Below are 22,140 nucleotides of genomic sequence, written 5' to 3' on the forward strand. Positions count from 1 at the left end.
TTGTCTAATTCGATTAATCAAAATGCTATTTTTCAGTTACTACAGTCAAAATAGATCTGGCGGGGATAGTCAAATAATCCAAAGCCAGATCTATTTCCACTAACTCCAAATCCTTATCCTTTGAGGTGATATAAACACTCCTGATAGGATTGGAAATGCCATCTTCGTACAAATGCATTTTCATTTCCTTAATTCCTGAATTTACTATTACCAATACAACTTCACTCTTATCAGCGGATTGATAGGCCGAAGCCAAAAATTCAGGAGACTGTTTTTCCTGATTATTAATTTCCACTCCTAGACGCTGATATCCCGGACGGATAAACCTGCTGTAATTCCCCAACGCCCAGAGCATTTTGCTTTCGTAGAAATTCCCATCCGCTTTTTCTTTGTCAATGTAAATCAAGCCGTCTTTATAATTATAGGGAGAAATGGCAAGCCACCAATGCCAAGCGCTCGCATTGGATACCGTAAGATCATTATGAATCACTTTAGCCAGATAAAGAGCTGGGTCAATCCCCAAATCTCTCCCATTCCCATTCATTTCACCACCATTACCGCCCAGAATGCAGTACTCACTCATCCAATAACTCAATCCATCTATTTCATTTAAGGCAGAACGCAGGCTTTCTCTTTGTCTTACGGCAGATTCATAGGGTGAGGTAGTGAAATAACTATGCGCAGAAATTGAGCGGCTCACGTGTTTCAAATCGCCAATAAAATTGGATGACTCTGGATTAAAGAAATTCGAAATCTGCTCACCTCTCCCATTCTTGTCTGCTTGCTCATAGAGGTAATTGATTTTGCCTGCTTCGGCTACATCGATCTTAGTATTCAGGTTGTTCTTATCTAAAGCATAATCTAGAGCTTTCACAATTCCCCCAATCTCATTATTCCAAAATGGCGTCCCCTCCTGCCCTCCATCAGACCAGTCCCATTGAGGTTCATTCACCGGACTGACATAATCGACCATTAGGCCTTTTTCGGTTAATCCTTTTACCACCTGAGCCAGATACTCACCAAAGTCCTCATATTTCTCCACAGACAGGTTTGACTCCCCATCTTTGGCGAAAGCTTTTCCAGTCTTGGTCATAGATACAGGTGGACTGTTTGAGAAAATCAACAATTTACCTACCCCAAATTCCTGTGCGGCTGTGGCAAACCAAACTTGGCCCGCTTGCTTGGACCAATCATATGATCCATCCGTCGACAAAAACGACTCAGCTCTCCTCCACTCATCACGAATACCACTTTGCTCGCCTTGCTCTGCACTGCCTGCTCCGACATTAAAGCGCCAGAGTGACAGACCTATTCCTTTGGGATTTCCATCTGCATCAGACTCATTACTGAAAAGCAACTCAGCGATTGAATTTTTCTTTTGATTGGGCCAAAGGCCTACAAACTGACCTGACCAAGCATCTGAAGCACCAAAATGCTCCATTATCTGGTAAGTTTCCTTGCTGATCACGTTTATCTCTACAGTCTCTCCAGAAGTTGTAAACGTTTGATTTTCCTGACCTGAGCTTTGACAGGCAAAGAGAACAGCAAACGATACAAAAAGAAAAGTCTTGAAAAAACTTCTGTTGCTACTAATGTTTTTCATAAGCTAAAGTTTCCAAATAATTATAATTTAAAAAAAACGATGAAAATAATCCCTGTTCCACGAAGCAATTTTCATCCCTACTAGCCCAAATAACCTCTTAATATACTACAAAACGGGTGAATATTGCTTTCACAAAGCCTTCTCTGCCACGTGAGCACTATGATCAATATTTTAAATACCAATTAAATTTTTCAGTGAGGATTTTCTGCTTTTCAGACCGGATAAAATTGAGATAAGCCAGACTTACAGGTGACAGTTTTTTGCTTTTTAGCCAAATCAAACGCCACTCGGTTTTTATAGGCAAGTCTTCTTCTTCCAAAATGAACAACTGCCCATTGAGCAGCTCATTTTGAATCCCTATCAATGGCATAATAGAATAACCTAGACCTGCGATTACTGCCTGTTTGACAGCTTCATTGGAGGTAAGCTCCATGCGCTTTCTCTTTTTCCCCTGATGAACTTCAAAATATTTCTCCATCGCCAGACGAGTCGCAGAACCTTCCTCTCGATATATCAGCGGTTTATTCTCATCCCTGATTGCATGGTTTCCCACCAAATACAACTTGTTTTCAATTAGTAACTCCTCTTCAATACTTAGCTTTTCGGGTAGTACAGAAACCAGCGCAAAATCAATCTCATTGTTTTTAAGACTCTCTACCACTCTACTTTTGTTCGTGACGTCCAAGACAAGATCGATCCCGACACTCTTTTCCAAAAATTCCGATAAAAAATACGGGATTACATATTTCCCAGTAGAAACAGCGGAAATACTGAGCTTGCCCGTCAAGATCCCTTGATATGCCTGTGTTTTGTAATTGATATTTTCCAATTCCTGGATTACTCTCTCCGCTATTATTGCAATTTCTTTACCAAAATCAGTTACATACAATTGACGGCTCACTACTTCTGTAAGCGGAATCTCAAACTGATCTTGTAAGTTTTTTAGTTGTATCGAAACGGCCGGTTGAGTCATAAAAAGCTCCTCCGAAGCCTTAGTAATACTTTTAGTCTGTACTACTTTGAGGAATATCTGAAGCTGGTGAATGGTATAGTTCATAATTTTTATTTATGCATTACATAATAAATATAAATAAAAATTTATAAACAAGATTATTAAACTTTGCCTCACAATCAAAAAAAAGATATCAATGAATACGGCTCAATCAATCGAACACACAATGACCGATACAAAAAAGCATGACCTCGTAAGAGGTAATTTTTCACCAGAAGATGCTTTGGAAATCATCAACCATCTGATCGCTGAAAAGATCAACTTTCATGAAATGAGAAGCTTCAGTAGTAAAATAAGATTTGGCGAAGTAGATCAAAATTCAGAGGTGCGAATTAAAGAATTAAAGCAAAGTAAAGCATCGATAAATGTCTTGATTTCAAATGCAAAAGAACAAGGCAAAACCTTGAAAATAGAATCTACAATTTCAGTCGAACTTATTTAAAAAGAACTATTCAGCTATGAATCAATACTTTCTCGCCGCACTAACTTTATTATCTCCAGCAGTTTTTGTGGCTACCGCGTTGATATCTTGGTTCCAGTCTGGCATGCGGCCATTTCTGGTAAAAAAAGTAGCCACTGCAGCTACTTTAATCAGTATTTTAATTGCCGCGATTTGCGGTTTTTTTGTGATCAATTACGGTCTATTAGAAACTCCTCTTTTGGGATTTGAAGACCTTGGCCTAAGTATAAGACTGGATGCATTGAGCATTTTGATGCTCGCAATGATAGCCCTAATCAGCTTCATTGTGGTACGCTTCAGTCTCAATTACCTTGATGGAGACCCGCAGCAGGGAGCTTTTATCGGGAGATTGGCGGCCACCATTGCTTCCGTGCAACTCTTGGTGCTTTCAGGAAACTTAGAACTACTATTTGTCTCTTGGGTACTCACCAGCGTGTCTCTCCATCGATTACTAGTATTCTACAAAGATAGACCAGGCGCTATTATAGCTGCGCGTAAAAAGTTTATTCTTGCTCGATTGGGAGACATCTGTCTATTAGCTGCTTTTGTACTCTTGTACTTTCAGTTTGGCACAGGCAACTTGGAGATGATTTTTCAGGAAATCAAAAATAATCTAGCCTCCGGAATAGCTATGAATGGTATTGAAGCTGTAGCCGTCTTACTTGTCTCTGCAGCGCTTTTGAAATCTGCCCAATTCCCGACTCATGGCTGGTTGATTGAAGTAATGGAAACGCCTACACCAGTTTCCGCGCTTCTTCACGCAGGTTTGCTCAATGCTGGACCTTTCCTGATCATTAGAATGGCCTTTGTCATGGAAGCTAGCACCTATGCTCCGTTAATACTTATTGCTTTGGGAGGTTTTACGGCGCTGTTCGCTTCTGTAGTTTTCTTGACTCAAACATCAATAAAAACGGCTTTGGGATACTCAAGTGTCGCACACATGGGTTTCAGCCTCCTTACTTGTGGTCTCGGTTTGTACCCAGCGGCAATGCTACACTTAGTGGCTCACTCCTTCTATAAGGCACATGCCTTCTTATCGTCAGGAAGTGTCATAGAAGTGATCAGAGCTACCAAAGTTACTTCTGCCAAAAGAATCGGCAGTCCTTTCAGAATTGCTTTGGGAATCTTCCTAGCGCTGGGACTTTACACAGGATTTGCTATAGTGTGGGGCATCGATCCAGAAAAAGAATTATCACTACTCGCATTAGGAGGCATTATCGTCATGGGTCTTTCAAGATTATTCACCTCTGCGCTTGACTCAAGTGGCAGCTTAAAATTGATTCTTCGAGCAAGCATCTTATCGATCCTGGTTACCATTGCATTCTTCACGTTAGAATCTGGCTCCCATTATATACTCTCCTCTCAAATCCCGGAATTAGTAAGACCAACTTTCGTGGAAATCATTTTTATAACTACCATTCTATTGGCTTTTGGAGTAACAGTCTTTATCCAAATATTGGCTCCAATTCTTTCTGCAACTCCTTTTTATCGGGCCATGGCAATCCATTTGAGAAATGGACTATATGTCAATACAGTTTTTGATCGGATGGTTAGGTCGCTTTACTCTCATAACCCCGAAAATAAATCAATAGTAATGACACCAATCAAAGAGAAAAAATCAATGAAAGCTGAAAGGTTTGAAAATCAACCTGTCTAACATTAAAAATGAGCACTACCCACAATCTGAACCAATTTAAAGACCGCCAAATGATCAAGAATAACGTGTCAAAACAAAATTACTTTGAAAGCTTGGATAGCAAGCAAGAGATATTGGTGGATACCTTAAGAGAAGCTTGCAAAAAAATAGCTCCAGTCTGGCCCCTTGAAAACTTTGTGGCTGTAAATCCATACTTAGGATTTGCACACAAAAAATTCGAGAACGTAGCCCAAGAATTAGCGGCAGCAGGTGGGATTCAAATGACTTTGGATACCTCGTTTTATCTGCAAAAATTGAAAGAGGGTAAAATAACAAATCAAGATATAGCCCAGATATTAAGCAAAAAAGGAAGAAAGACAGATGTAAATAAATTCATCAAAAATCTTGAGAAAAATCTTGATTCAATCGAAGTGACCAAAACGATTGCTTCGGTCGCTGACATTGCCACAGTAGTGACTAATAAAGATTGGAATAGATTCGCTACTTCCAGAGTCTCTCTTTGGGCGGCTTCATATTTTGATAATGGGCAAGCGATCTGGTCTGCTGCCAATCAGGAGGAGGATTTATTCTCGGCTTGGAAAAATGAAGCTCAAATAGACCGTACACCAGAGCTGATGGGCTTGAGAGACTTTCGAAAGGCAGTAAAATCTTTGCCGAATCATCCAGTCGAAGCCACACAAGTAGCCTTGGAGCAATTAGGAATTCCCATCGAGCATGCCGCCTTGTACTTGCATCGTCTGCTACTTCGAGTTGGAGGATGGTCTGCCTATGCTGCTCGATTGGATTGGGACAATGAGTTATATGGGGGAAAGGACGGTAAACTGATCCAATTCTTGGCAGTGCTCATTTGCTGGGAGGTTTGCATATTAAAAAGCTTAACTAATTCAGAATTAAACCATCAGTGGAATGACGCTAAGCTTACATTTTCACAGACAATTATTCAGGAAGAGCTAAACCAGCACTTGACTCAAAACTTGATCCTGCAAGAGGCTTTTGATTTGGCAACACAGCGAAACATTCTAGCCAAATTTGCCAAGGTCAAGCCATCAACGGTTGAAAAGTCAGGACAACCTCAAGTACAGGCAGTATTTTGTATCGATGTGCGATCAGAAGTTTTCCGAAGAAATTTAGAATTGGTCGATAGCTCCATAGAGACACTTGGGTTTGCAGGATTCTTTGCCTTCCCGATTAAATATGTGCCTATAGGACATGAAGAAGGAGAAGCTCAATGTCCTGTTCTTTTGAAAACTGGCCCGACCATTATGGAACAATTATCAGATCAGAAGGAACATCAAAAAGCGCTCACTGCAAGAGTACTGAATCGTCAGGTCCAACAAGTTTGGAAATCTTTTAGATCCGGGGCAGTCACTTGCTTCAGTTTCGTAAGCCCTATGGGACTTTCCTACCTGCCAAAGATTTTTACTGACTCATTTGGTTTGACTAGACCAGTTCCACACCCAGATAAAGAGGGATTGTCTCAGGAGGTTTATGATGAGAAAAATATCAGTCTAAAGGTGGCTCGCCATGGTAATGAAACTGTCGGAATTCCCTTAGAGCAGCAGATTCAAATGGCCAAGAATGCACTCAAAGCAATGTCATTGGCAGATGATCTTGGCAGATTGGTTTTAATAGTCGGACATGGTTCCTCAACAGTCAACAATCCACACGCAACTGGATACGACTGTGGAGCTTGCGGAGGACACTCAGGAGAAGCAAACGCCCGTGTAGCTGCTGCGGTATTGAATAGCAGAGAAGTGAGAGCGGGTCTTTTGGCAGAAAAAATATTCATCCCTACCAATACAATCTTCCTGGCCTGCCTGCACGATACTACTACGGATGAAGTAAGTATCTATAATGAGAAAGACATTCCAAAAGAGAGAATAGAAGAATTAGTAACGTTAAAACGATCGCTAGAATTGGCTGGACATACTGCCAGAACGGAACGCTCTCTCCGGATGTCAACAGAAAATAAATCCAATATTGACAAGATGATTATAGGTAGAAGCAAAGATTGGTCACAAACTCGCCCTGAATGGGGACTTGCGGGATGCTCAGCCTTTATAGTAGCACCACGAAAAAGAACCATAGGAATCAACCTGGAAGGAAAGTCATTTTTACACTCCTATGAATGGGAAAAAGATCAGGGTTTTTCAGTGCTGGAACTGATCATGACAGCCCCAATGGTGGTGACTAGCTGGATCAATCTTCAGTATTACGGTTCCACGGTGGATAACAAGAATTTCGGATCGGGAAACAAAACCCTGCACAATGTAACGGCAGGCCTGGGCGTGCTGGAAGGTTACTCTGGAGATTTGAGAGTCGGGCTACCCCTGCAGGCCATCCATGACGGTGAAAAATATCAGCACGAACCTCAAAAGTTGAATGTCATCATAGAAGCTCCTATTGAGGCTATGAATGGCATTTTAGAAAAGCATCAAGGTGTCAGAGATCTCTGTGACAATGGCTGGATCTATCTCTTGGCAATGGATAGTGAGGGAAAAGTATCCTATCGATATACCGGTGCTTTGTCTTGGGAAAGCACGGATGAACTTGCAGCTTGATTTGAAGCTTTGGAAACAAAGACAGCCTATGACACCTTTAATTAAGGTCATTCATGAGGACAGATTGGTTTGATTCTTTTACTTATTTCCCAATAACTAAAACAGCATTGTCCTCATAAACTGTCTGAATGGATTGTATGATAAAAGTCCAATGAAATCCAACTCCTGCTAGTACTGCAAAATGAAATAGTTCGTGGGGACCCAAGTAACCTGGAATTACGACTGGATATTTGACCCAATCAATAACTGCTCCTATGGTGTAAGCCAGCCCACCATACACCAAGTATTTGAAGGATATAGCTTTCTTTAATTTCCAAATTCCAATCACAGACACCATACCAAGCCATCCAAATATCAGAAAAACGGCATGCGTCATGTATTCGGGGAGATCTTCAAAATAGATTGATACGAGGGTAATTCCAAGAGTTGCAATTACAGAGGTAATAATAGTGATGCCCCATTTCATGAAACCTGTAAAGAGAATAACATGAATAGCTATCAGCGTCCCTGCAATCAATAAAAATATGCCTGCATGATCCAGTATTCTCAATACATATCGAGAGGTAGTTTCTCTTTCGATTAGATGGTAGGTTCCACTCATCGCAAGTAGGAAGAATGAAGCAAAACCATAAATTAAAACCGGAAGTGGATGCTTTCTGCCCGCTCCATTTTTCTTGAAAAGAAAGAAAAGAAGAATAGCCACAGCCAAAGCTCCTAACAAATGGGTCCATGAATCAATTGGATCATCAAAACCGAGAATTGGATTAGTATTCATTAGCGGGGGTAAGAGAGTATCAGTAAAAGTACGGTAAGAAGTAGTATGGCAATTATTTGTGAAGCTATATTTTAAGTTTAAGCCTGCCTTTTACTGAAAAAAAAATGAGGTTACGTTAGTTCCATGTTTTAGCTATTCTATTTGCTAAATGAAAAAATAGCGGCATACCTGTAGTTAAGCCGCAAAAGTCATATCACTTCTAAAATATGAAATCAGATAGCCTTGAAATCAATTCGGCTGATGTTTTTCTTTAGTCAGAAGTAACGAATTGGAGAAGAATACAACTATCCAGAATTTCCGGATAGTACAATTGGAGAAAAAAATAAATTGATCAAAATATTAACCGCAGCCTATCTTAACATGATCATATCAGTTAGCTATTCTAAAATTCGATTTTTCCCCTCTCTCACCGGTTTCAATTGCCTTTTTAGGTAAAAAAATGCATCTTGTTATCAGTTTTTAATACAGGGTAACTATAGACGGCCATATCCTTACAAAAACCAGCTCATCAAATGGCCCAAGGAATTCCAAGTCAATCCTCATTAACGCAACAGTCAAATTAGCCGTAATAGTTACCTTATCCGTAACTGCCTCAAATAAAGAAGTTAAATGAACATCGCCCAGATTGAAACCAACCTTCAAAATCTGATTAAGTCCTTTTCGAAAGAAACTTTCATTTATGAGCTTCTTTTAGCATACGGTTTACCAAAAGCATCCATTACCCGATTGCAGAAAGGAAACCTCAATCTCTCAAAAACCGAAGGAGAAATCTCGTGGAAGAAAAAGCTCTTTTTCCAGGAAGAGTACAAAGAAGACTTACACCTCACTATTTCTGAACTGATCAAGTCCATCAAGCATCAGCAGCGATTCGTGATTGTGACGGATTACAACTTATTCTTGGCTGCAGATACCAAGACTGGTGAAAAACTGGATATTGAACTTCAGGAATTGCCGAAGCATTTCGATTTCTTTTTGCCCTGGGCAGGAATGGAAAAAGCACAGCACCGCAATGAAAACCCTGCGGATGTCAAAGCAGCGGAGCGAATGGCCAAGCTTTTTGACGAAATCAAGAAAGACAATGTCGCAGCCTCAGAGGATGACTCTCATGCGCTAAACGTATTTCTGTCACGCCTCCTGTTCTGTTACTTTGCCGAAGACACCCACATTTTTCAAGATGGGCAATTCACCAATGCGATCAGCTCGCATACTACCGTAGATGGAAGCGATCTCAATATTTATTTAGAGGCTCTTTTTGAAGTTCTTAATTCTGACAAAAAGAGTAGAAAGGATTTGCCAGCCTATTTAGACTCATTTCCTTATGTAAATGGAGGACTATTCAAAGATGCTCATCCTGTCCCAGTCTTCAGTAGAAAATCCCGTCAGCTGTGCATCGATGCCGGAGAGATGAACTGGAAGGACATCAACCCTGATATTTTTGGATCGATGTTCCAAGGTGTGATTGATCCTGATAAACGAGGCAGTCTGGGCGCACACTATACTTCCGTTCCCAACATCATGAAGGTGATTGAGCCGCTTTTTCTGGATGAACTGAAGGAGGAGCTGGAAAAAGCGAAGGGGAATCCTAAAAAACTAAATGACCTACTTGCCCGACTGAGTAAAATCAAAATCTTCGATCCTGCCTGTGGAAGTGGAAACTTCCTGATCATCGCCTATAAAGAACTAAGACGGCTAGAAATAGCAATCATCCAGCATCTGCAGGAACTGCAAAAGATAGCATTGGGATTTAACAGTAAAAACGAACAATTATCCTTTATCCCAAAGTCCCAACTTACGCTTGCAGCCTCCTTTCAAGTGGAGCTATTTTCTAGAATCCAACTGAGTCAGTTTTTCGGAATAGAGATTGATGATTTTGCACATGAGATCGCTCAGCTATCGCTTTGGCTTGCTGAGCACCAGATGAATGTAGAGTTTCAGAAGGAATTTGGTAAGTCCAGCCCAACTTTACCATTGAAGGAAGCAGGCAAAATCGTCTGTGGAAATGCCTGCCGTTTGGATTGGGAAGTCGTTTGTCCGAAAAAAGAAGGGGATGAAATCTATATTTTGGGAAATCCACCTTATTTGGGAGCACGATTTCAATCGGAATCACAAAAGAAAGATATTTCAATTGCGTTAAAGGCAATCCCTGGAAGAAACAGCCTAGACTATATATCATGCTGGTTTGTTAAAGCAAGTGATTATATTAAAGAAACTTGGTCTGAGTTTGCATTTGTTTCGACGAATTCAATTTGTCAAGGAATGCAAGTGTCATTGCTTTGGCAAAATATTTTTGATACAGGAAATGACATCAAGTTTGGATACCCAGCTTTTTATTGGTCGAATAATGCAAAAAACAAAGCTGTTGTGGCAGTGATTATAGTTGGTGTTAAAGGTGCTCTTAAAAGCACAAAAAAGACTTTGTACCTAAAAGGCATTAAGGAAGACGCTTCGAATATATCCCCTTATTTAACTGTTGGATCAAATTTATTGATTCAAAAAAAACAAACATCCCTCTCTAATATTCCTCAACTGGTTTTTGGAAATCAATCGGTTGATGGAGGTTTCCTGATACTGTCTGATCAAGAAAAAGAGGATTTAATTAATGCATATCCACAAGCAAAGAGATTTATTAGGAAATTTTATGGATGGAACGACCTTTCCAAAAATATTCCAAGATGGTGTATTTGGATAAATGAACAGGAAATTGATGAGGCAATATTGATTCCAGATATTAAAGAAAGAATTCAGAGAGTTAAAGAATTTAGATCAAGTGGCGGAGAGGTTGCTAGGTCTTTAGTAGATATTCCTTATCGATTTAGATACATCCATGAAGGTAAATCCAATTATATAGCAGTAGGAAGGAATTCAAGCGAAAACAGAAAATATCTTCCAGCAGATTTTAAGCCTTCGACAGATATTGCTGGTGAAACTATCCAAGTTGTTTATGATCCAGAGCCATATTTATTTGGGCTGATTTCATCTAACATGCACATGATTTGGGTTAAAGCTGTTGCAGGAGGTATGAAGATGGATATCCTGTATTCTGTTACAATATGCTACAACACCTTCCCCTTCCCTTCAATTTCAGATCAGCGGAAACAAGAAATCACCCAATGTGTATTCCGTATCTTAGAAGAGCGGGAACGGCATTCCGAAAAAACTCTGGCTCAGCTCTATGATCCGGATAAGATGCCAGATGGATTGCGTGAAGCTCACCGACTAAATGACCTAGCCATCGAGCGATGCTATAGAAGCCGACCTTTTGAGTCGGATGAGGAAAGACTGGAATATCTATTCAAGCTGTATGAGAAAATGATCGCCGAAGAGAAAATCAAGGATAGTCTTTTTGAAAAAGAGAAAAAGGGAAAGAAAATCAAGAACTAATGGAAAGTTTACTTCAACAATTTCTTTCGCATGAAACGGAGACGGAAATATTGGAATTTAAAGAGGCGAAAACCCAATACGATAAAGATAAATTGGGTAAGTATTTCTCCGCCCTAAGCAATGAAGCCAATTTAATGAATAGGCCAAACGCTTGGTTTATATTAGGAGTGAACGACGATAAGCAGATAGTAGGCACAGAAATATCTGATGCGAAAATCAATGAATATAAGAAAGAAGTAGCTGATCACACCTCTCCCAATATGACATTTCGGGATGTACACAGAGTACAAATCAATGGAAAATGGGTTTTGTTATGTGAAATTCCGGCTTCACCAAAGGGAATCCCTGTTTCTTGGAAACGACAATATTACGGAAGAGATGGAGAGAGTTTGGGGATTTTGAGTCTTGATGAAATTGATAGGATCAGAGAACAATCAAATTCTTTTGATTGGAGTGCACAGATTATTGAGGATGCAACTTTGGATGATTTATCACCAGAGGCAATAGAAGTAGCAAAACAGAAATACTCTGAGAAGAATCCTCACATTAAAGAGGAGATTTTGAAGTGGGAAACACTTACCTTCTTGAATAAGGCTAAGATCACTATTCAAGGAAAAATCACAAATACAGCAATTTTGCTTTTGGGCAAATCCGAGTCAGAGCACTTCATTAGTCCTGCTACAGCAAAAATCTCTTGGATTTTGAAAGATAGTGATGGGTTGGAGAGAGATTATCAGCATTTCACCTGTCCGTTAATACTTTCCGTTCAGTCGGTTTATGCCAAGATTCGAAATCTTAATTATAGGTATTTACAGGAGGGCAGTATTTTTCCTGAGGAAGTAAGCCAATTTGACCCCTATATTATAAGGGAAGCCTTAAACAACTGCGTCGCGCATCAAGATTATACTTTAGCAGGAAAGATCAATGTGGTCGAGCGTGAAGATGGTATTTTGATTTTTTCCAATTCTGGGAATTTTATACCAGGGACAGTTGAGAAAGTAATCGACTCCGACTCTCCTGAGACCAAGTACCGCAATCCATTTTTAGCCAATGCCATGGTTGACCTGAAGATGATTGATACAATTGGAAGTGGCATTAGAAAGATGTTTCTCATCCAGAAGGATAAGTATTTTCCTTTGCCTGATTATGATTTTTCGGACCAGAAGGTCACTGTAAAAATTACGGGTAAAGTTTCGGATCTGAATTTTGCTCGAAAACTGGCGCAAATGCCAGGGCTTTCTCTTTATGAAATTATGCTTTTGGATAAAGTGTCAAAAGGGAAACCACTTAAAAAGCAAGAAATTCAGCAGTTGAGAACCAAGAAGTTGATTGAGGGAAGAAAACCCAATCTCCATATTTCTGCAATTGTCGCCAGCGCAACTGATGAGCGTGGAGACTATATTAAGATGAAAGGCTTTAAAGATGATTATTACAAAAACCTCATTCTGGGATATCTGGAGAAATACGGAGAAGCTGAGAAAGAAGATATCGATAAATTGCTTTTTGACCTACTTCCCAATGTGTTGGATGAGAAGCAAAAAAATAACAAAATCAGAAATTTGATGAACTCCCTTTCTAAGAAACAAAACCTGATTGAAAATAGAGGAACGAACAGAAAACCAATTTGGATAAAAGTTTAAATAACTAACTAATTAAAAATAAACTTTAGATAAACTTTTAGATAAACTTTACTAAAAAAAGCCGATTCAAGCGACTCAGAATGCTTTTACTTGAGAAATGAAGCATTTTCAAAGATAAACTTTAGATAAACTTGCGAAGAATGGATGATGGATTTAGACGAAATATGGCAACAACACAAACAGAAGTCTTGAAAAGACTCAAAGAACCTGGAATTGGGATGATTTCAAGTAATAAAAGCCTTTCTAATGAAGAATCCTCTGTATTGCAAAAGCTGGAAGCTTTTGGAGTAATTGAAAAAGTAAATCTTACATATAGACCATGTGCTAGATTTTATAAGTATGCAGATAAACTGATTGCTCAGGAAATCCCTGTTGAACAATTTAATTTTGACGATCAACCTAGTGCAAATCAAATTTTCCATAATACAATTCATACTCAGAGTATTGGTCAAATAAATCAAGGATCTGGCAACTTCAGTTTTGAACAGATTAACGTTGATATAATAAAAAAATCAATGGAAAATGAGCTGACCCCAGAGCAATTGGACGATATCATGCGGGTACTGGAAGAGAAGGGGCAAAATGGTGTTGTTCAGAAGTTGAAAAGCTTTGGAAGTGACGTGCTTGCCAATGTGATTGCTGGAATTATTGCCAACCCAGCCCTATACAGTTAATATGCGAGCTACATTCTTTCCTAGGCTTAGGTAGCTTTCAGTGAAATAGAATCTTATTTGATGGTCTTATGATGATGAGAATGAAAAATCAGGCCAGCGGTCTGGCTAAAAAAAAATAAACAAAAAATAAATTCTAGAAAAAGGACATCAGAATTCAATCAAGCCGTATTTTTCTTTTTGCTGTGAAAACAAATGAAAATAAAAAAGTGCATTTGAAACTCTTAACATTACCCATTTAGATGAGAATTATTATGTGATGGTCATGTGACAGCAGGATAAGTCAAAACCTCAAACCACTGATAATGAGCTATTTATTATGTGACGGTTATGTGATAGAATGCTGAAAAGCGAAGAAATGAGAAGGATCAAAAGTTTATCTAATTTACTGTTTAGTTTATACCAGTTAGACGAGATTTAGATGAACTTTAGACGGAAAATAACATCATCTATTTGATAATCAATTATTTACAAAAAAAAATTTAGATAAACTTAGACGAATTTTAGATAAACTTTAGCTAATTAACCTTTTTGAAATGCCCAATATAGTAGAAGTAAACTATCACCAAACCGGACAGAGCACACAGATAAATCCTATGGGTATGCGTGACATGCAAGCCCGAGCATATGAAGCCAGACACGCCCAATATTTGTTACTGAAAGCTCCTCCTGCTTCAGGTAAGTCCAGAGCATTGATGTTTTTGGGATTGGACAAGCTCGTCTATCAAGGCATCAAAAAAGTGATCGTAGCAGTACCAGAACGATCTATTGGGAGTTCATTTGCCCATACAGATCTGAAGTCAAGTGGCTTTTTTGCAGATTGGGAGCCTAATGATATGTACAACCTATGCATGCCAGGAGCGGAAGGAAGCAAGGGCAAAGTACAGACTTTTAGAGATTTCATGGCAAATGATGAACAATTGTTAATCTGCACTCATGCTACTTTACGTTTTGCCTCAGAAGAATTGGAAGAAAAGTCATTTGATAATTGTCTATTGGCAATAGATGAGTTTCACCATGTGTCCGCTGATATCAATAACCGTCTTGGTGATATCCTCCGAAATATCATGAAGAAGTCCTCTGCGCATATCGTAGCGATGACTGGCTCATATTTCCGAGGGGACAGCGTTCCTGTTCTACCACCTGAAGAGGAAGCCAAATTTGAAAAAGTTACTTACAACTACTATGAGCAGCTAAATGGCTATAGCTATCTAAAATCTTTGGGGATCGGATACCATTTTTATCAAGGCCGATATACCGAGGCGATATTGGAGGTATTGGATACAGATAATAAGACAATCCTGCATATTCCCAATGTCAACTCGGGTGAATCCACCAAGGACAAGCACAATGAGGTAGATTTTATTTTGGATGCAATTGGTCAGGTAATCAAGCAGGATCCTGAAACTGGTGTGATTTACATCAAGCGTTTTGGGGATGGTAAAATCCTAAAAGTGGCTGATCTGGTTGAGGACAATTCCAAGGAACGTGATAAAATCGTAGAATACCTTAGAAAGAGCAAAAATGAAGATGACATAGATTTGATCATCGCTCTAGGAATGGCTAAGGAAGGATTCGACTGGCCCTATTGTGAGCATGCATTGACCGTTGGCTATCGAGGGTCATTGACAGAGATCATTCAGATTATTGGCAGATGTACCCGAGATAGTATTAATAAAACTCATGCACAGTTCACCAACCTCATCGCCCAGCCAGATGCCGCGGATGATCAAGTAAAACTATCAGTAAACAATATGCTGAAAGCCATTACCGCTTCCTTACTGATGGAACAGGTGCTTGCTCCTAACTGGAAATTCAAAACCAGGCTATCTGATGACGATAAAGCAAAGCCAGGAGAACTCCATATTCGTGGTCTAAAAGAACCAAGCTCCAAAAGAGTAAGAGATATCATTGAGTCGGATCTTAATGACCTGAAGGCTGTGATCCTTCAGGATAATCAAATGCTAAAGGCTATGCCCGGGAATGTAGATCCAGAAGTGATCAACAAAGTACTTATCCCAAAAATCATCCAAGTGAGATATCCAGATCTTTCGGTCGAGGAAGTAGAGGAAGTTCGGCAGCAGGTAGTGGTAGATTCGGTGATCAAAAATGGAGAAATTAAAGAAACGGGAGACAAGCGCTTTATCCGCATGGCAAACACCTTTGTGAATATTGATGACCTTCATATCGATCTGATAGATCAGGTTAATCCCTTCCAAAAGGCTTTCGAGATATTATCAAAGTCTGTGACGACTAAAGTTCTCAAGATAATACAGGAAACAATCGAGGCTACTCGAATTACCATCACTGAAGAGGAGGTTTTGATATTGTATCCAAAAATCAAGGAGTTCATAGCGATGTACAGTAAAAAGCCAAATATCAGTTCTGGCGATCCATTAGAAAGAAGGATGGCTGAGGCGATTATTTATATCAATGACCAGAGAAGGAAACATGCATCATCGTAAAAAGTATTCCTCATTGGATGAAATTTTCAATGATGAGAAATTTCACCTGATCGAGGAAAAAAAGAAAGTTTCGACAAGCAATACTCCTGATGATCGTTTGTTAGCGTCTTTTCAGCAGATCAATGATTTTCATGCTAAATATGGCAAAGCTCCCGAAGCTAATATTTCCAACGTGTCAGAATACCAGCTCTATTCAAGACTGAAAAGTATTCGAGAAGATCCGAAAAAAGCAGAAATGCTTCAGTCGGAGGATATTTATGATCTCTTGTATGACAGCAGTTTGTCCATGGTCGAAGAACCCAGCGCACCTTATTACAGAAAACCCAAAAAAGTAATAAAATCCATCGCTGATATTCTGGATGATAATCTGGATATTTTGGAAGATGATGAGGGACTTTTTGACTTCAAGCATACACCAAAGCCAGATGAGAGGGCAAGTGCCGATTTTGTAGCTAAGAGGAAACCTTGTAAGGATTTTGCTACCTACGAGCCTCTTTTCAAAGAAGTGCAAAAAGATCTAGCCGAAGGCAAGCGAAATCTGATTGACTTCAAAATGGACAATCTAAAGGAAGGAGCATTTTACGTTCACAATGGAGTTTTATTCCTATTAGAGTGGGTCGATATCTCTCAAAAGGAGCATTATAGAGAGGATGGCACACGAGTTCGTGAAGATGGCAGGACAAGGTGCATTTTCGAGAATGGTACTCAATCAAACATGCTAAAACGATCCGTAGAAAAAATTCTCTATGCCAACGGGAAGGTTGTCACAGAAAATTTCGAGAAAGTGAATGAGACTTTTCAGGAAAACTTCGGAATGATCAGAGAGGAAGATAAAGAATCAGGTTTCATCTATGTACTGAAATCACTTAATCCAGACCAGAGAATTACATCTATCGATAACCTCTATAAGATTGGCTACTCGAAAGTTGCTGTAGAAGATCATATCAAAAATGCGGTAAAAGAGCCAACCTACTTAATGGCTGAGGTGGATTACATCGCAGGATGGAAATGCTATAATATGAACACCCAGAAATTCGAACAGCTGATTCATAATTTCTTCGGAGCTTCCTGCTTGAATGTGGACATCTTTGATGAAAATGGCAAAAGATACACTCCAAGAGAATGGTTTATTGCTCCCTATGAAGTGATTGAGCAAGCCATTGTACTGATCATTAGCGGAGAGGTTGTGAAGTTTAGGTATGATGCGGAGGAGGAGAGGATAGTTGGGAGGTAGCTATTGTATGCTCTTAATAGAAATTGAAAGAATAATCTAAGACTAAAGAGAAACTTATCACGTAGAAACGCCTAAATTATAATATAAATGGAATTAGTATATCAGAAAGATTTTAAATCTATAAAGCAATTCGACCCTATTACCATAGCTGACTTTAGTATCATAACAGGTTTAAATGGATCTGGAAAAACCCATCTCCTGCAATCAATAGAAAATGGGTCTATCGAATTAGAAGGGATTCCAGCAACTGAAGTGATATATTATAACTATTCTGACTTTAGTCTTAATTACGACATACCTCTTCCTACCAATGGGAACAGATCTCAAAATACAGATGTGTCCAAAAATACAGCTAAGGAGACATATGCCAGAAAATCTTCAGCTTTAACCCAAAGAATAAATAGCTAGCGGAATGAAGTTCTTCAAAGCATAACTTTTTTACCATCTCACTTATCTCATTTACATCAAAGACTAATTCAGGTAATCCATAACCCTGAGTTATTAATGTGGTCAATGGATGAATTATCCACGTACAAAGATTTAATAACAACAGAAATCTTTCAAACTGATCCAATAGCCGCTTTTGTCGGTATTTCAGATAAAGCTCGATTTTTTTATGAAAATTTTGGTTTAATACCTAAAGTCTCAGATCTCGAATTATTCCAGAATGTATTACCAAAAATTCAATTACTTCAACTGCTTCAGCAAACAGGATATAATAAAAGTTTTTTCGAGTGGGAGGATATTGATTTTGAGAAGTACAAATTACTTCAACACAACAATCCACTATTCAATATCTGGAATGAAATTGCTCAAACATCCCTTTCTCAAGAGTTCATCAATTTAGTGTCATTCATTCAAGATGTTCCCAATCCCTTAATATCACTAAATGATGAAAGCCTTCTTAAAATCAGAGAAGATGCTTTAAAGTTGTTTATAGATTTAGAGAAAAATTTGGAAGAAAGCATGTCTGCTAATTCGTTTAAATTATTAAAGGGATTAGCAGGTGGAAAAGGTGTATTTGTACCTCTTCAGCCTGAAAGCGGATTTCTTGATCTCTACCAATTGTCTTTAGAAGAAAAACAATATCAAATTTCACGAAAACAGAATGCCTATAACAAATATTTGAGCGAGAGAGATGGTTTGCCAGTTACTTTCCTCGACGATGAGCAATTTATTAAGACACATGGTGAATCCCCTGTTTCGTTGCTTAATGAAGCTCTTAATAATTACGATTGCAATGGTTACGAATTTAAAGCTAGCCAGATCCCTGATCAAATAGGCGTTGACTTTTACTCTCAAAATATTCACATCCAGCTTTATAACAAACAACAAGGTTATAATACTGACCTTAATTCCTTGTCATCAGGGGAGCGAACTTTATTAGCCTTAACCTTTTATGTTTATAAATTAAAGTTTAAAAAGAGACTAGTTTCCAGTCTGTTGCTTCTTGATGAAATTGACTCATCCCTTCATCCTTTTATGTGTCAAAGGTTGATAGAGGTATTATATAACTTATTTCATAAGCAGTTAGGATTGAAAGTGATTTTATGCACTCATTCGCCCTCAACCGTAGCATTCGCTCCTTGCGCGGATTCACTTTATGTGATGAAGGCAGAGGGAAGCCAAAGACTTATTCCTAGTAGCAAGGATGCTGCCTTGAAAGAGTTGACTCACGGAGTGCCTTCTTTCAGTGTTAATTATGAAAACAGAAGGCAAGTATTTGTTGAAAGTAAGTATGATGTGGAGTATTATGAAGCCCTTTACAAGCTTTTTAGAAAACGATTAGACCCTGAAATATCTCTTAATTTTATCGCTTCTGGAGATGCTAAAAAAGACAAAAACGACCAGCCTATTTCAAATTGTACTCAAGTCATAGAAATTACACATCTTCTTAGGAAAGGTGGGAATAAATTTATTTGGGGCATTATAGATTGGGATCTAGAGAGCCAAAAACCTAAAGTCGAACATGTAAAGGTTCTTGGCTGGCAACGGAGGTATAGCATAGAAAATTTTATTCTCGATCCACTTTTGGTAGCAATTCTTATTTTAATGGAAAAGATTCGCGATCCTAAGGATTTCGGTCTTGAGGATGAATTTAAGCTGCATATGCTATTTAACGTGGATGAACCTAATTTACAGGGCATAGTTGATCATATGATCAAAGTGTTAAATCACGATGGGTTAATAAATATTTTACAAAATGTGGATTATCTAACAGTGTCAGGAAAGCGGTTATCATTACCTAAAAATTTCACTCAATTAAACGGCCATGATCTAGAAGCTAGATACCTAAAGGTGTTTCCTGAGTTAAATGCGATAAAAAAGAATAAAGAGAACGAGCTTAAAAATTCGATTATTAAAAAAGTTATCCAGGAGTTCGATGATTTTGCTCCTCAAGATTTACTTGATATTCTAATAAGTGTGCAAGAGATTTAAGACATCTTAGGATTAGCGTCAATTCCAAAAAACAAAAGAATTCGCTAAAGAATTCGCTACTGATTTCGCCACTAAATTAAAAAACAAAACCCTAACAATCAATATTTCAGATAGTTAGGGTTTTAATATGTAGAGAGGAAGGGATTCGAACCCTCGATACCCTCACGAGTATACACGCTTTCCAAGCGTGCGCCTTCAGCCGCTCGGCCACCTCTCTAGGATATTTTCCAATCCGTATTCCGAATCGGAGTGCAAAGAAAATTATTATTAGTGCCCTTTCCAAATAATCCTAGAAAATAGCCAATGAAATTGCACTTAAGCACTCATCTCCCCTGCCAGAGCCACTTTCAGCTTTGCTACTACATCTGAATGCTTACTCTCCTGACCTAACAAAAACATCAATTTCGTCACTGCCGCTTCCGTCGTCATATCCGTCCCGCTGATCACGCCCACATTCAGAAGTTCTTTGCTGGTCTCATATCGTCCCTGAATCACTCGGCCCCCATTGCATTGAGATACATTCAGAATGATGATCCCTTTTTTAATGGCTTTCTGCAGAGAATCCATAAACCAGGCTTCACTCGGACTATTTCCCGAGCCATAGGTTTCCAATACAATCGCTTTAAGTCCTTTAATATTAAGCATGGCATCAATCACATTCTGAGTGATCCCAGGAAATAACTTTAGAATAAGGACATTATTATCAAGAGAACTCCTAGTCACCAATTTCTTATGTGATTCCAGCGGACGAATAGCCTGTGTATTGTAATCTATTACAATCCCCGACTCTGCCAGTGGCGGATAATTCTCAGACTCAAACGCATCAAAATGAACACTTTGCACCTTCTTAGAGCGATTTCCTCTGAGCAATAGGTGATTAAAAAAAACACAAACCTCAGGAACTATGGGCTCCCCATTGATTTTTGCTGTGGCAATTTCTAAGGAAGTCATCAAGTTTTCACGCGCATCTGATCTCATAGCGGAGATAGGCAATTGTGCTCCAGTGAAGATCACGGGCTTGTTCAAACCTTGAAGCATGTAACTTAGCATCGACGCCGAGTAAGCCATAGTATCTGTACCATGAAGCACCACAAATCCGTCGTAACTGTCGTAATTCTCATAGATAATATAGGCCATATCCTTCCAGTGACTCATAGTGACGTTAGAAGAATCAATAGGCTCAGGGAAAGAAATCACCGTAATGGCAATATCCATGGTGTATAGAATAGGGATTTTCTCCAGAATTTGCCCAAAGTTAAACGGCACAAGAGCTCCGCTATCATCATAGGCCATTCCAAGCGTACCTCCTGTATATATTATCAGTACAGAGGATGTTTTGCTGGTGCGGAGTGCTGTATTTAATCGAACTATTTTATAATTCATGATCCAATCTCACGGAATAGGTTAAGGGCATTTTCTCTTGTTTTTAGAGCTACTTCCTCCTTAGAAATCTGCAAGTAATCCCCAATTTTCTCTGCAATAATCGGTAAATACGCCGGAGAGTTCCTTTTTCCTCTATATGGTACCGGAGCAAGATATGGCGCATCTGTTTCTAAAACTAAATTCTCAATACTGACTTTAGGTATTACCTGATCCAACCCTCCATTTTTGAAAGTCGCTACTCCTCCTATTCCGAGTAGAAAGCCCATATCAATAATTTGCTTCGCCTGTTCTAGATTCCCGGTGAAGCAGTGAAAGATGCCTTTGAGCTTGCCATCATGTTCCTCCTTTACAATAGCGATTGTCTCATCCATAGAATCCCGGCAATGCAACACAATCGGCAAATATCTTTCCTTTGCCCAATTGATCTGAGTCTTCAGCGCTTCCTTTTGCTGCTCAAAAAAAGTTTTGTCCCAATAGAGATCAAGTCCAATTTCTCCCACTGCTGCAAACTGACGCTTATTCAGCCAATCTTCCATGATAGCCAATTGCTCCCGAAAGTCTTCCTTTACATCGCAGGGATGCAGACCCATCATCGGAATGCACAACCCCGGATATTTCTCCTCACAGGCTAGCATCGCCGCTATCGTCTCCACATCCACATTTGGCATGTAAACTCGCTCTATGCCAGCATCTCGGATATCTTGAATTATCTGGTCCCGATCCGAATCAAACTTGGTTGAATAAATATGTGCGTGCGTCTCTATGTAATTCATATGATTATAATTTGTCTTTTAAGGCCATATGAAATCTCGCATTTATCATAATCATTCCAGTGTGTGAGCCTTTGAGTCATGCTCGA

15 protein-coding genes and 1 tRNA gene are annotated in these 22,140 nt (G+C 39.1%); 10 read left to right on the forward strand and 6 right to left on the reverse strand.

The window, feature by feature from the left end:
* Window positions 1-25 precede the first annotated feature (25 nt).
* On the reverse strand, window positions 26-1,603 hold the full coding sequence (locus tag BVH04_RS01695) for a glycoside hydrolase (RefSeq protein ID WP_086539601.1): 1,578 nt from the start codon (window positions 1,601-1,603) through the stop codon (window positions 26-28).
* A 163-nt stretch (window positions 1,604-1,766) separates the two neighbouring features.
* On the reverse strand, window positions 1,767-2,660 hold the full coding sequence (locus tag BVH04_RS01700; protein ID WP_086539602.1) for a LysR family transcriptional regulator: 894 nt from the start codon (window positions 2,658-2,660) through the stop codon (window positions 1,767-1,769).
* Between the two features lie 121 nt (window positions 2,661-2,781).
* On the opposite strand from BVH04_RS01700, the gene BVH04_RS01705 reads away from it, so the two are divergent.
* Genes BVH04_RS01705 through BVH04_RS01715 form a run of 3 tightly spaced genes read left to right on the forward strand, consistent with a single transcriptional unit; the run spans window position 2,782 to window position 7,293 of the window.
* Window positions 2,782-3,057 (forward strand): hypothetical protein, encoded by a 276-nt coding sequence (locus BVH04_RS01705; RefSeq protein WP_086539703.1) that lies wholly within the window; start codon window positions 2,782-2,784, stop codon window positions 3,055-3,057.
* Between the two features lie 16 nt (window positions 3,058-3,073).
* Window positions 3,074-4,732 carry a proton-conducting transporter transmembrane domain-containing protein gene (locus BVH04_RS01710; protein ID WP_086539603.1) on the forward strand — a complete coding sequence of 553 codons (1,659 nt, stop codon included), beginning with the start codon at window positions 3,074-3,076 and terminating at the stop codon, window positions 4,730-4,732.
* An 8-nt stretch (window positions 4,733-4,740) separates the two neighbouring features.
* Window positions 4,741-7,293 carry a YbcC family protein gene (locus tag BVH04_RS01715; protein WP_240510797.1) on the forward strand — a complete coding sequence of 851 codons (2,553 nt, stop codon included), beginning with the start codon at window positions 4,741-4,743 and terminating at the stop codon, window positions 7,291-7,293.
* Between the two features lie 82 nt (window positions 7,294-7,375).
* Here BVH04_RS01715 and trhA read toward each other — a convergent pair whose 3' ends face one another.
* The gene (gene trhA, locus BVH04_RS01720) at window positions 7,376-8,068 is read right to left on the reverse strand and encodes a PAQR family membrane homeostasis protein TrhA (protein WP_086539604.1); all 693 of its coding nucleotides are present in this window, start codon (window positions 8,066-8,068) and stop codon (window positions 7,376-7,378) included.
* A 609-nt stretch (window positions 8,069-8,677) separates the two neighbouring features.
* Between trhA and BVH04_RS01725 the strand changes: the two genes are divergently transcribed.
* The 7 genes from BVH04_RS01725 (at window position 8,678) to BVH04_RS01755 (ending at window position 19,898) form a co-directional block, all read left to right on the forward strand.
* Window positions 8,678-11,449 carry a class I SAM-dependent DNA methyltransferase gene (locus tag BVH04_RS01725; RefSeq protein ID WP_086539605.1) on the forward strand — a complete coding sequence of 924 codons (2,772 nt, stop codon included), beginning with the start codon at window positions 8,678-8,680 and terminating at the stop codon, window positions 11,447-11,449.
* Window positions 11,449-13,089 (forward strand): RNA-binding domain-containing protein, encoded by a 1,641-nt coding sequence (locus BVH04_RS01730; RefSeq protein WP_086539606.1) that lies wholly within the window; start codon window positions 11,449-11,451, stop codon window positions 13,087-13,089. The genes BVH04_RS01725 and BVH04_RS01730 overlap by 1 nt, the downstream gene beginning before the upstream one ends.
* Before the next feature lie 140 nt (window positions 13,090-13,229).
* Complete coding sequence (locus BVH04_RS01735) at window positions 13,230-13,763, forward strand: hypothetical protein (protein ID WP_086539607.1); 534 nt, start codon at window positions 13,230-13,232, stop codon at window positions 13,761-13,763.
* Between the two features lie 533 nt (window positions 13,764-14,296).
* A complete protein-coding gene (locus BVH04_RS01740; RefSeq protein ID WP_086539608.1) occupies window positions 14,297-16,225 on the forward strand; it encodes a DEAD/DEAH box helicase in 1,929 nt (642 codons plus the stop codon).
* Window positions 16,194-17,459 (forward strand): GIY-YIG nuclease family protein, encoded by a 1,266-nt coding sequence (locus BVH04_RS01745; protein WP_240510798.1) that lies wholly within the window; start codon window positions 16,194-16,196, stop codon window positions 17,457-17,459. Before BVH04_RS01740 ends, BVH04_RS01745 begins: the two co-directional genes overlap by 32 nt.
* 87 nt (window positions 17,460-17,546) lie before the next feature.
* A complete protein-coding gene (locus BVH04_RS01750; protein ID WP_086539609.1) occupies window positions 17,547-17,867 on the forward strand; it encodes a hypothetical protein in 321 nt (106 codons plus the stop codon).
* A gap of 105 nt (window positions 17,868-17,972) precedes the next feature.
* Entirely contained in the window at window positions 17,973-19,898 is a 1,926-nt protein-coding gene (locus tag BVH04_RS01755; RefSeq protein WP_169714339.1) for an AAA family ATPase, read from the forward strand.
* A 130-nt stretch (window positions 19,899-20,028) separates the two neighbouring features.
* Here the strand turns inward: BVH04_RS01755 and BVH04_RS01760 are convergent.
* From BVH04_RS01760 to BVH04_RS01770, 3 genes are all read right to left on the reverse strand, one after another.
* Window positions 20,029-20,115: transfer RNA gene (locus BVH04_RS01760), tRNA-Ser, on the reverse strand.
* Between the two features lie 98 nt (window positions 20,116-20,213).
* Window positions 20,214-21,281 carry an asparaginase gene (locus tag BVH04_RS01765; protein WP_086539611.1) on the reverse strand — a complete coding sequence of 356 codons (1,068 nt, stop codon included), beginning with the start codon at window positions 21,279-21,281 and terminating at the stop codon, window positions 20,214-20,216.
* Window positions 21,278-22,054, reverse strand: coding sequence for a TatD family hydrolase (locus tag BVH04_RS01770; RefSeq protein WP_086539612.1), 777 nt, complete (start codon window positions 22,052-22,054; stop codon window positions 21,278-21,280). The genes BVH04_RS01765 and BVH04_RS01770 overlap by 4 nt, the downstream gene beginning before the upstream one ends.
* Between the last annotated feature and the right edge of the window lie 86 nt (window positions 22,055-22,140).

The organism is Algoriphagus antarcticus, from assembly GCF_002150685.1.
In the GTDB taxonomy this organism is placed as follows: Bacteria; Bacteroidota; Bacteroidia; order Cytophagales; family Cyclobacteriaceae; genus Algoriphagus; species Algoriphagus antarcticus.

Coding starts and splice junctions, on each gene's coding strand:
- BVH04_RS01695 (WP_086539601.1), bottom strand. CDS start 1,603: ATGAAAAACATTAGTAGCAACAGAAGTTTTTTCAAGACTTTTCTTTTT.
- BVH04_RS01700 (WP_086539602.1), bottom strand. CDS start 2,660: ATGAACTATACCATTCACCAGCTTCAGATATTCCTCAAAGTAGTACAG.
- BVH04_RS01705 (WP_086539703.1), top strand. CDS start 2,782: ATGACCGATACAAAAAAGCATGACCTCGTAAGAGGTAATTTTTCACCA.
- BVH04_RS01710 (WP_086539603.1), top strand. CDS start 3,074: ATGAATCAATACTTTCTCGCCGCACTAACTTTATTATCTCCAGCAGTT.
- BVH04_RS01715 (WP_240510797.1), top strand. CDS start 4,741: ATGAGCACTACCCACAATCTGAACCAATTTAAAGACCGCCAAATGATC.
- trhA (WP_086539604.1), bottom strand. CDS start 8,068: ATGAATACTAATCCAATTCTCGGTTTTGATGATCCAATTGATTCATGG.
- BVH04_RS01725 (WP_086539605.1), top strand. CDS start 8,678: ATGAACATCGCCCAGATTGAAACCAACCTTCAAAATCTGATTAAGTCC.
- BVH04_RS01730 (WP_086539606.1), top strand. CDS start 11,449: ATGGAAAGTTTACTTCAACAATTTCTTTCGCATGAAACGGAGACGGAA.
- BVH04_RS01735 (WP_086539607.1), top strand. CDS start 13,230: ATGGATGATGGATTTAGACGAAATATGGCAACAACACAAACAGAAGTC.
- BVH04_RS01740 (WP_086539608.1), top strand. CDS start 14,297: ATGCCCAATATAGTAGAAGTAAACTATCACCAAACCGGACAGAGCACA.
- BVH04_RS01745 (WP_240510798.1), top strand. CDS start 16,194: ATGACCAGAGAAGGAAACATGCATCATCGTAAAAAGTATTCCTCATTG.
- BVH04_RS01750 (WP_086539609.1), top strand. CDS start 17,547: ATGGAATTAGTATATCAGAAAGATTTTAAATCTATAAAGCAATTCGAC.
- BVH04_RS01755 (WP_169714339.1), top strand. CDS start 17,973: ATGGATGAATTATCCACGTACAAAGATTTAATAACAACAGAAATCTTT.
- BVH04_RS01765 (WP_086539611.1), bottom strand. CDS start 21,281: ATGAATTATAAAATAGTTCGATTAAATACAGCACTCCGCACCAGCAAA.
- BVH04_RS01770 (WP_086539612.1), bottom strand. CDS start 22,054: ATGAATTACATAGAGACGCACGCACATATTTATTCAACCAAGTTTGAT.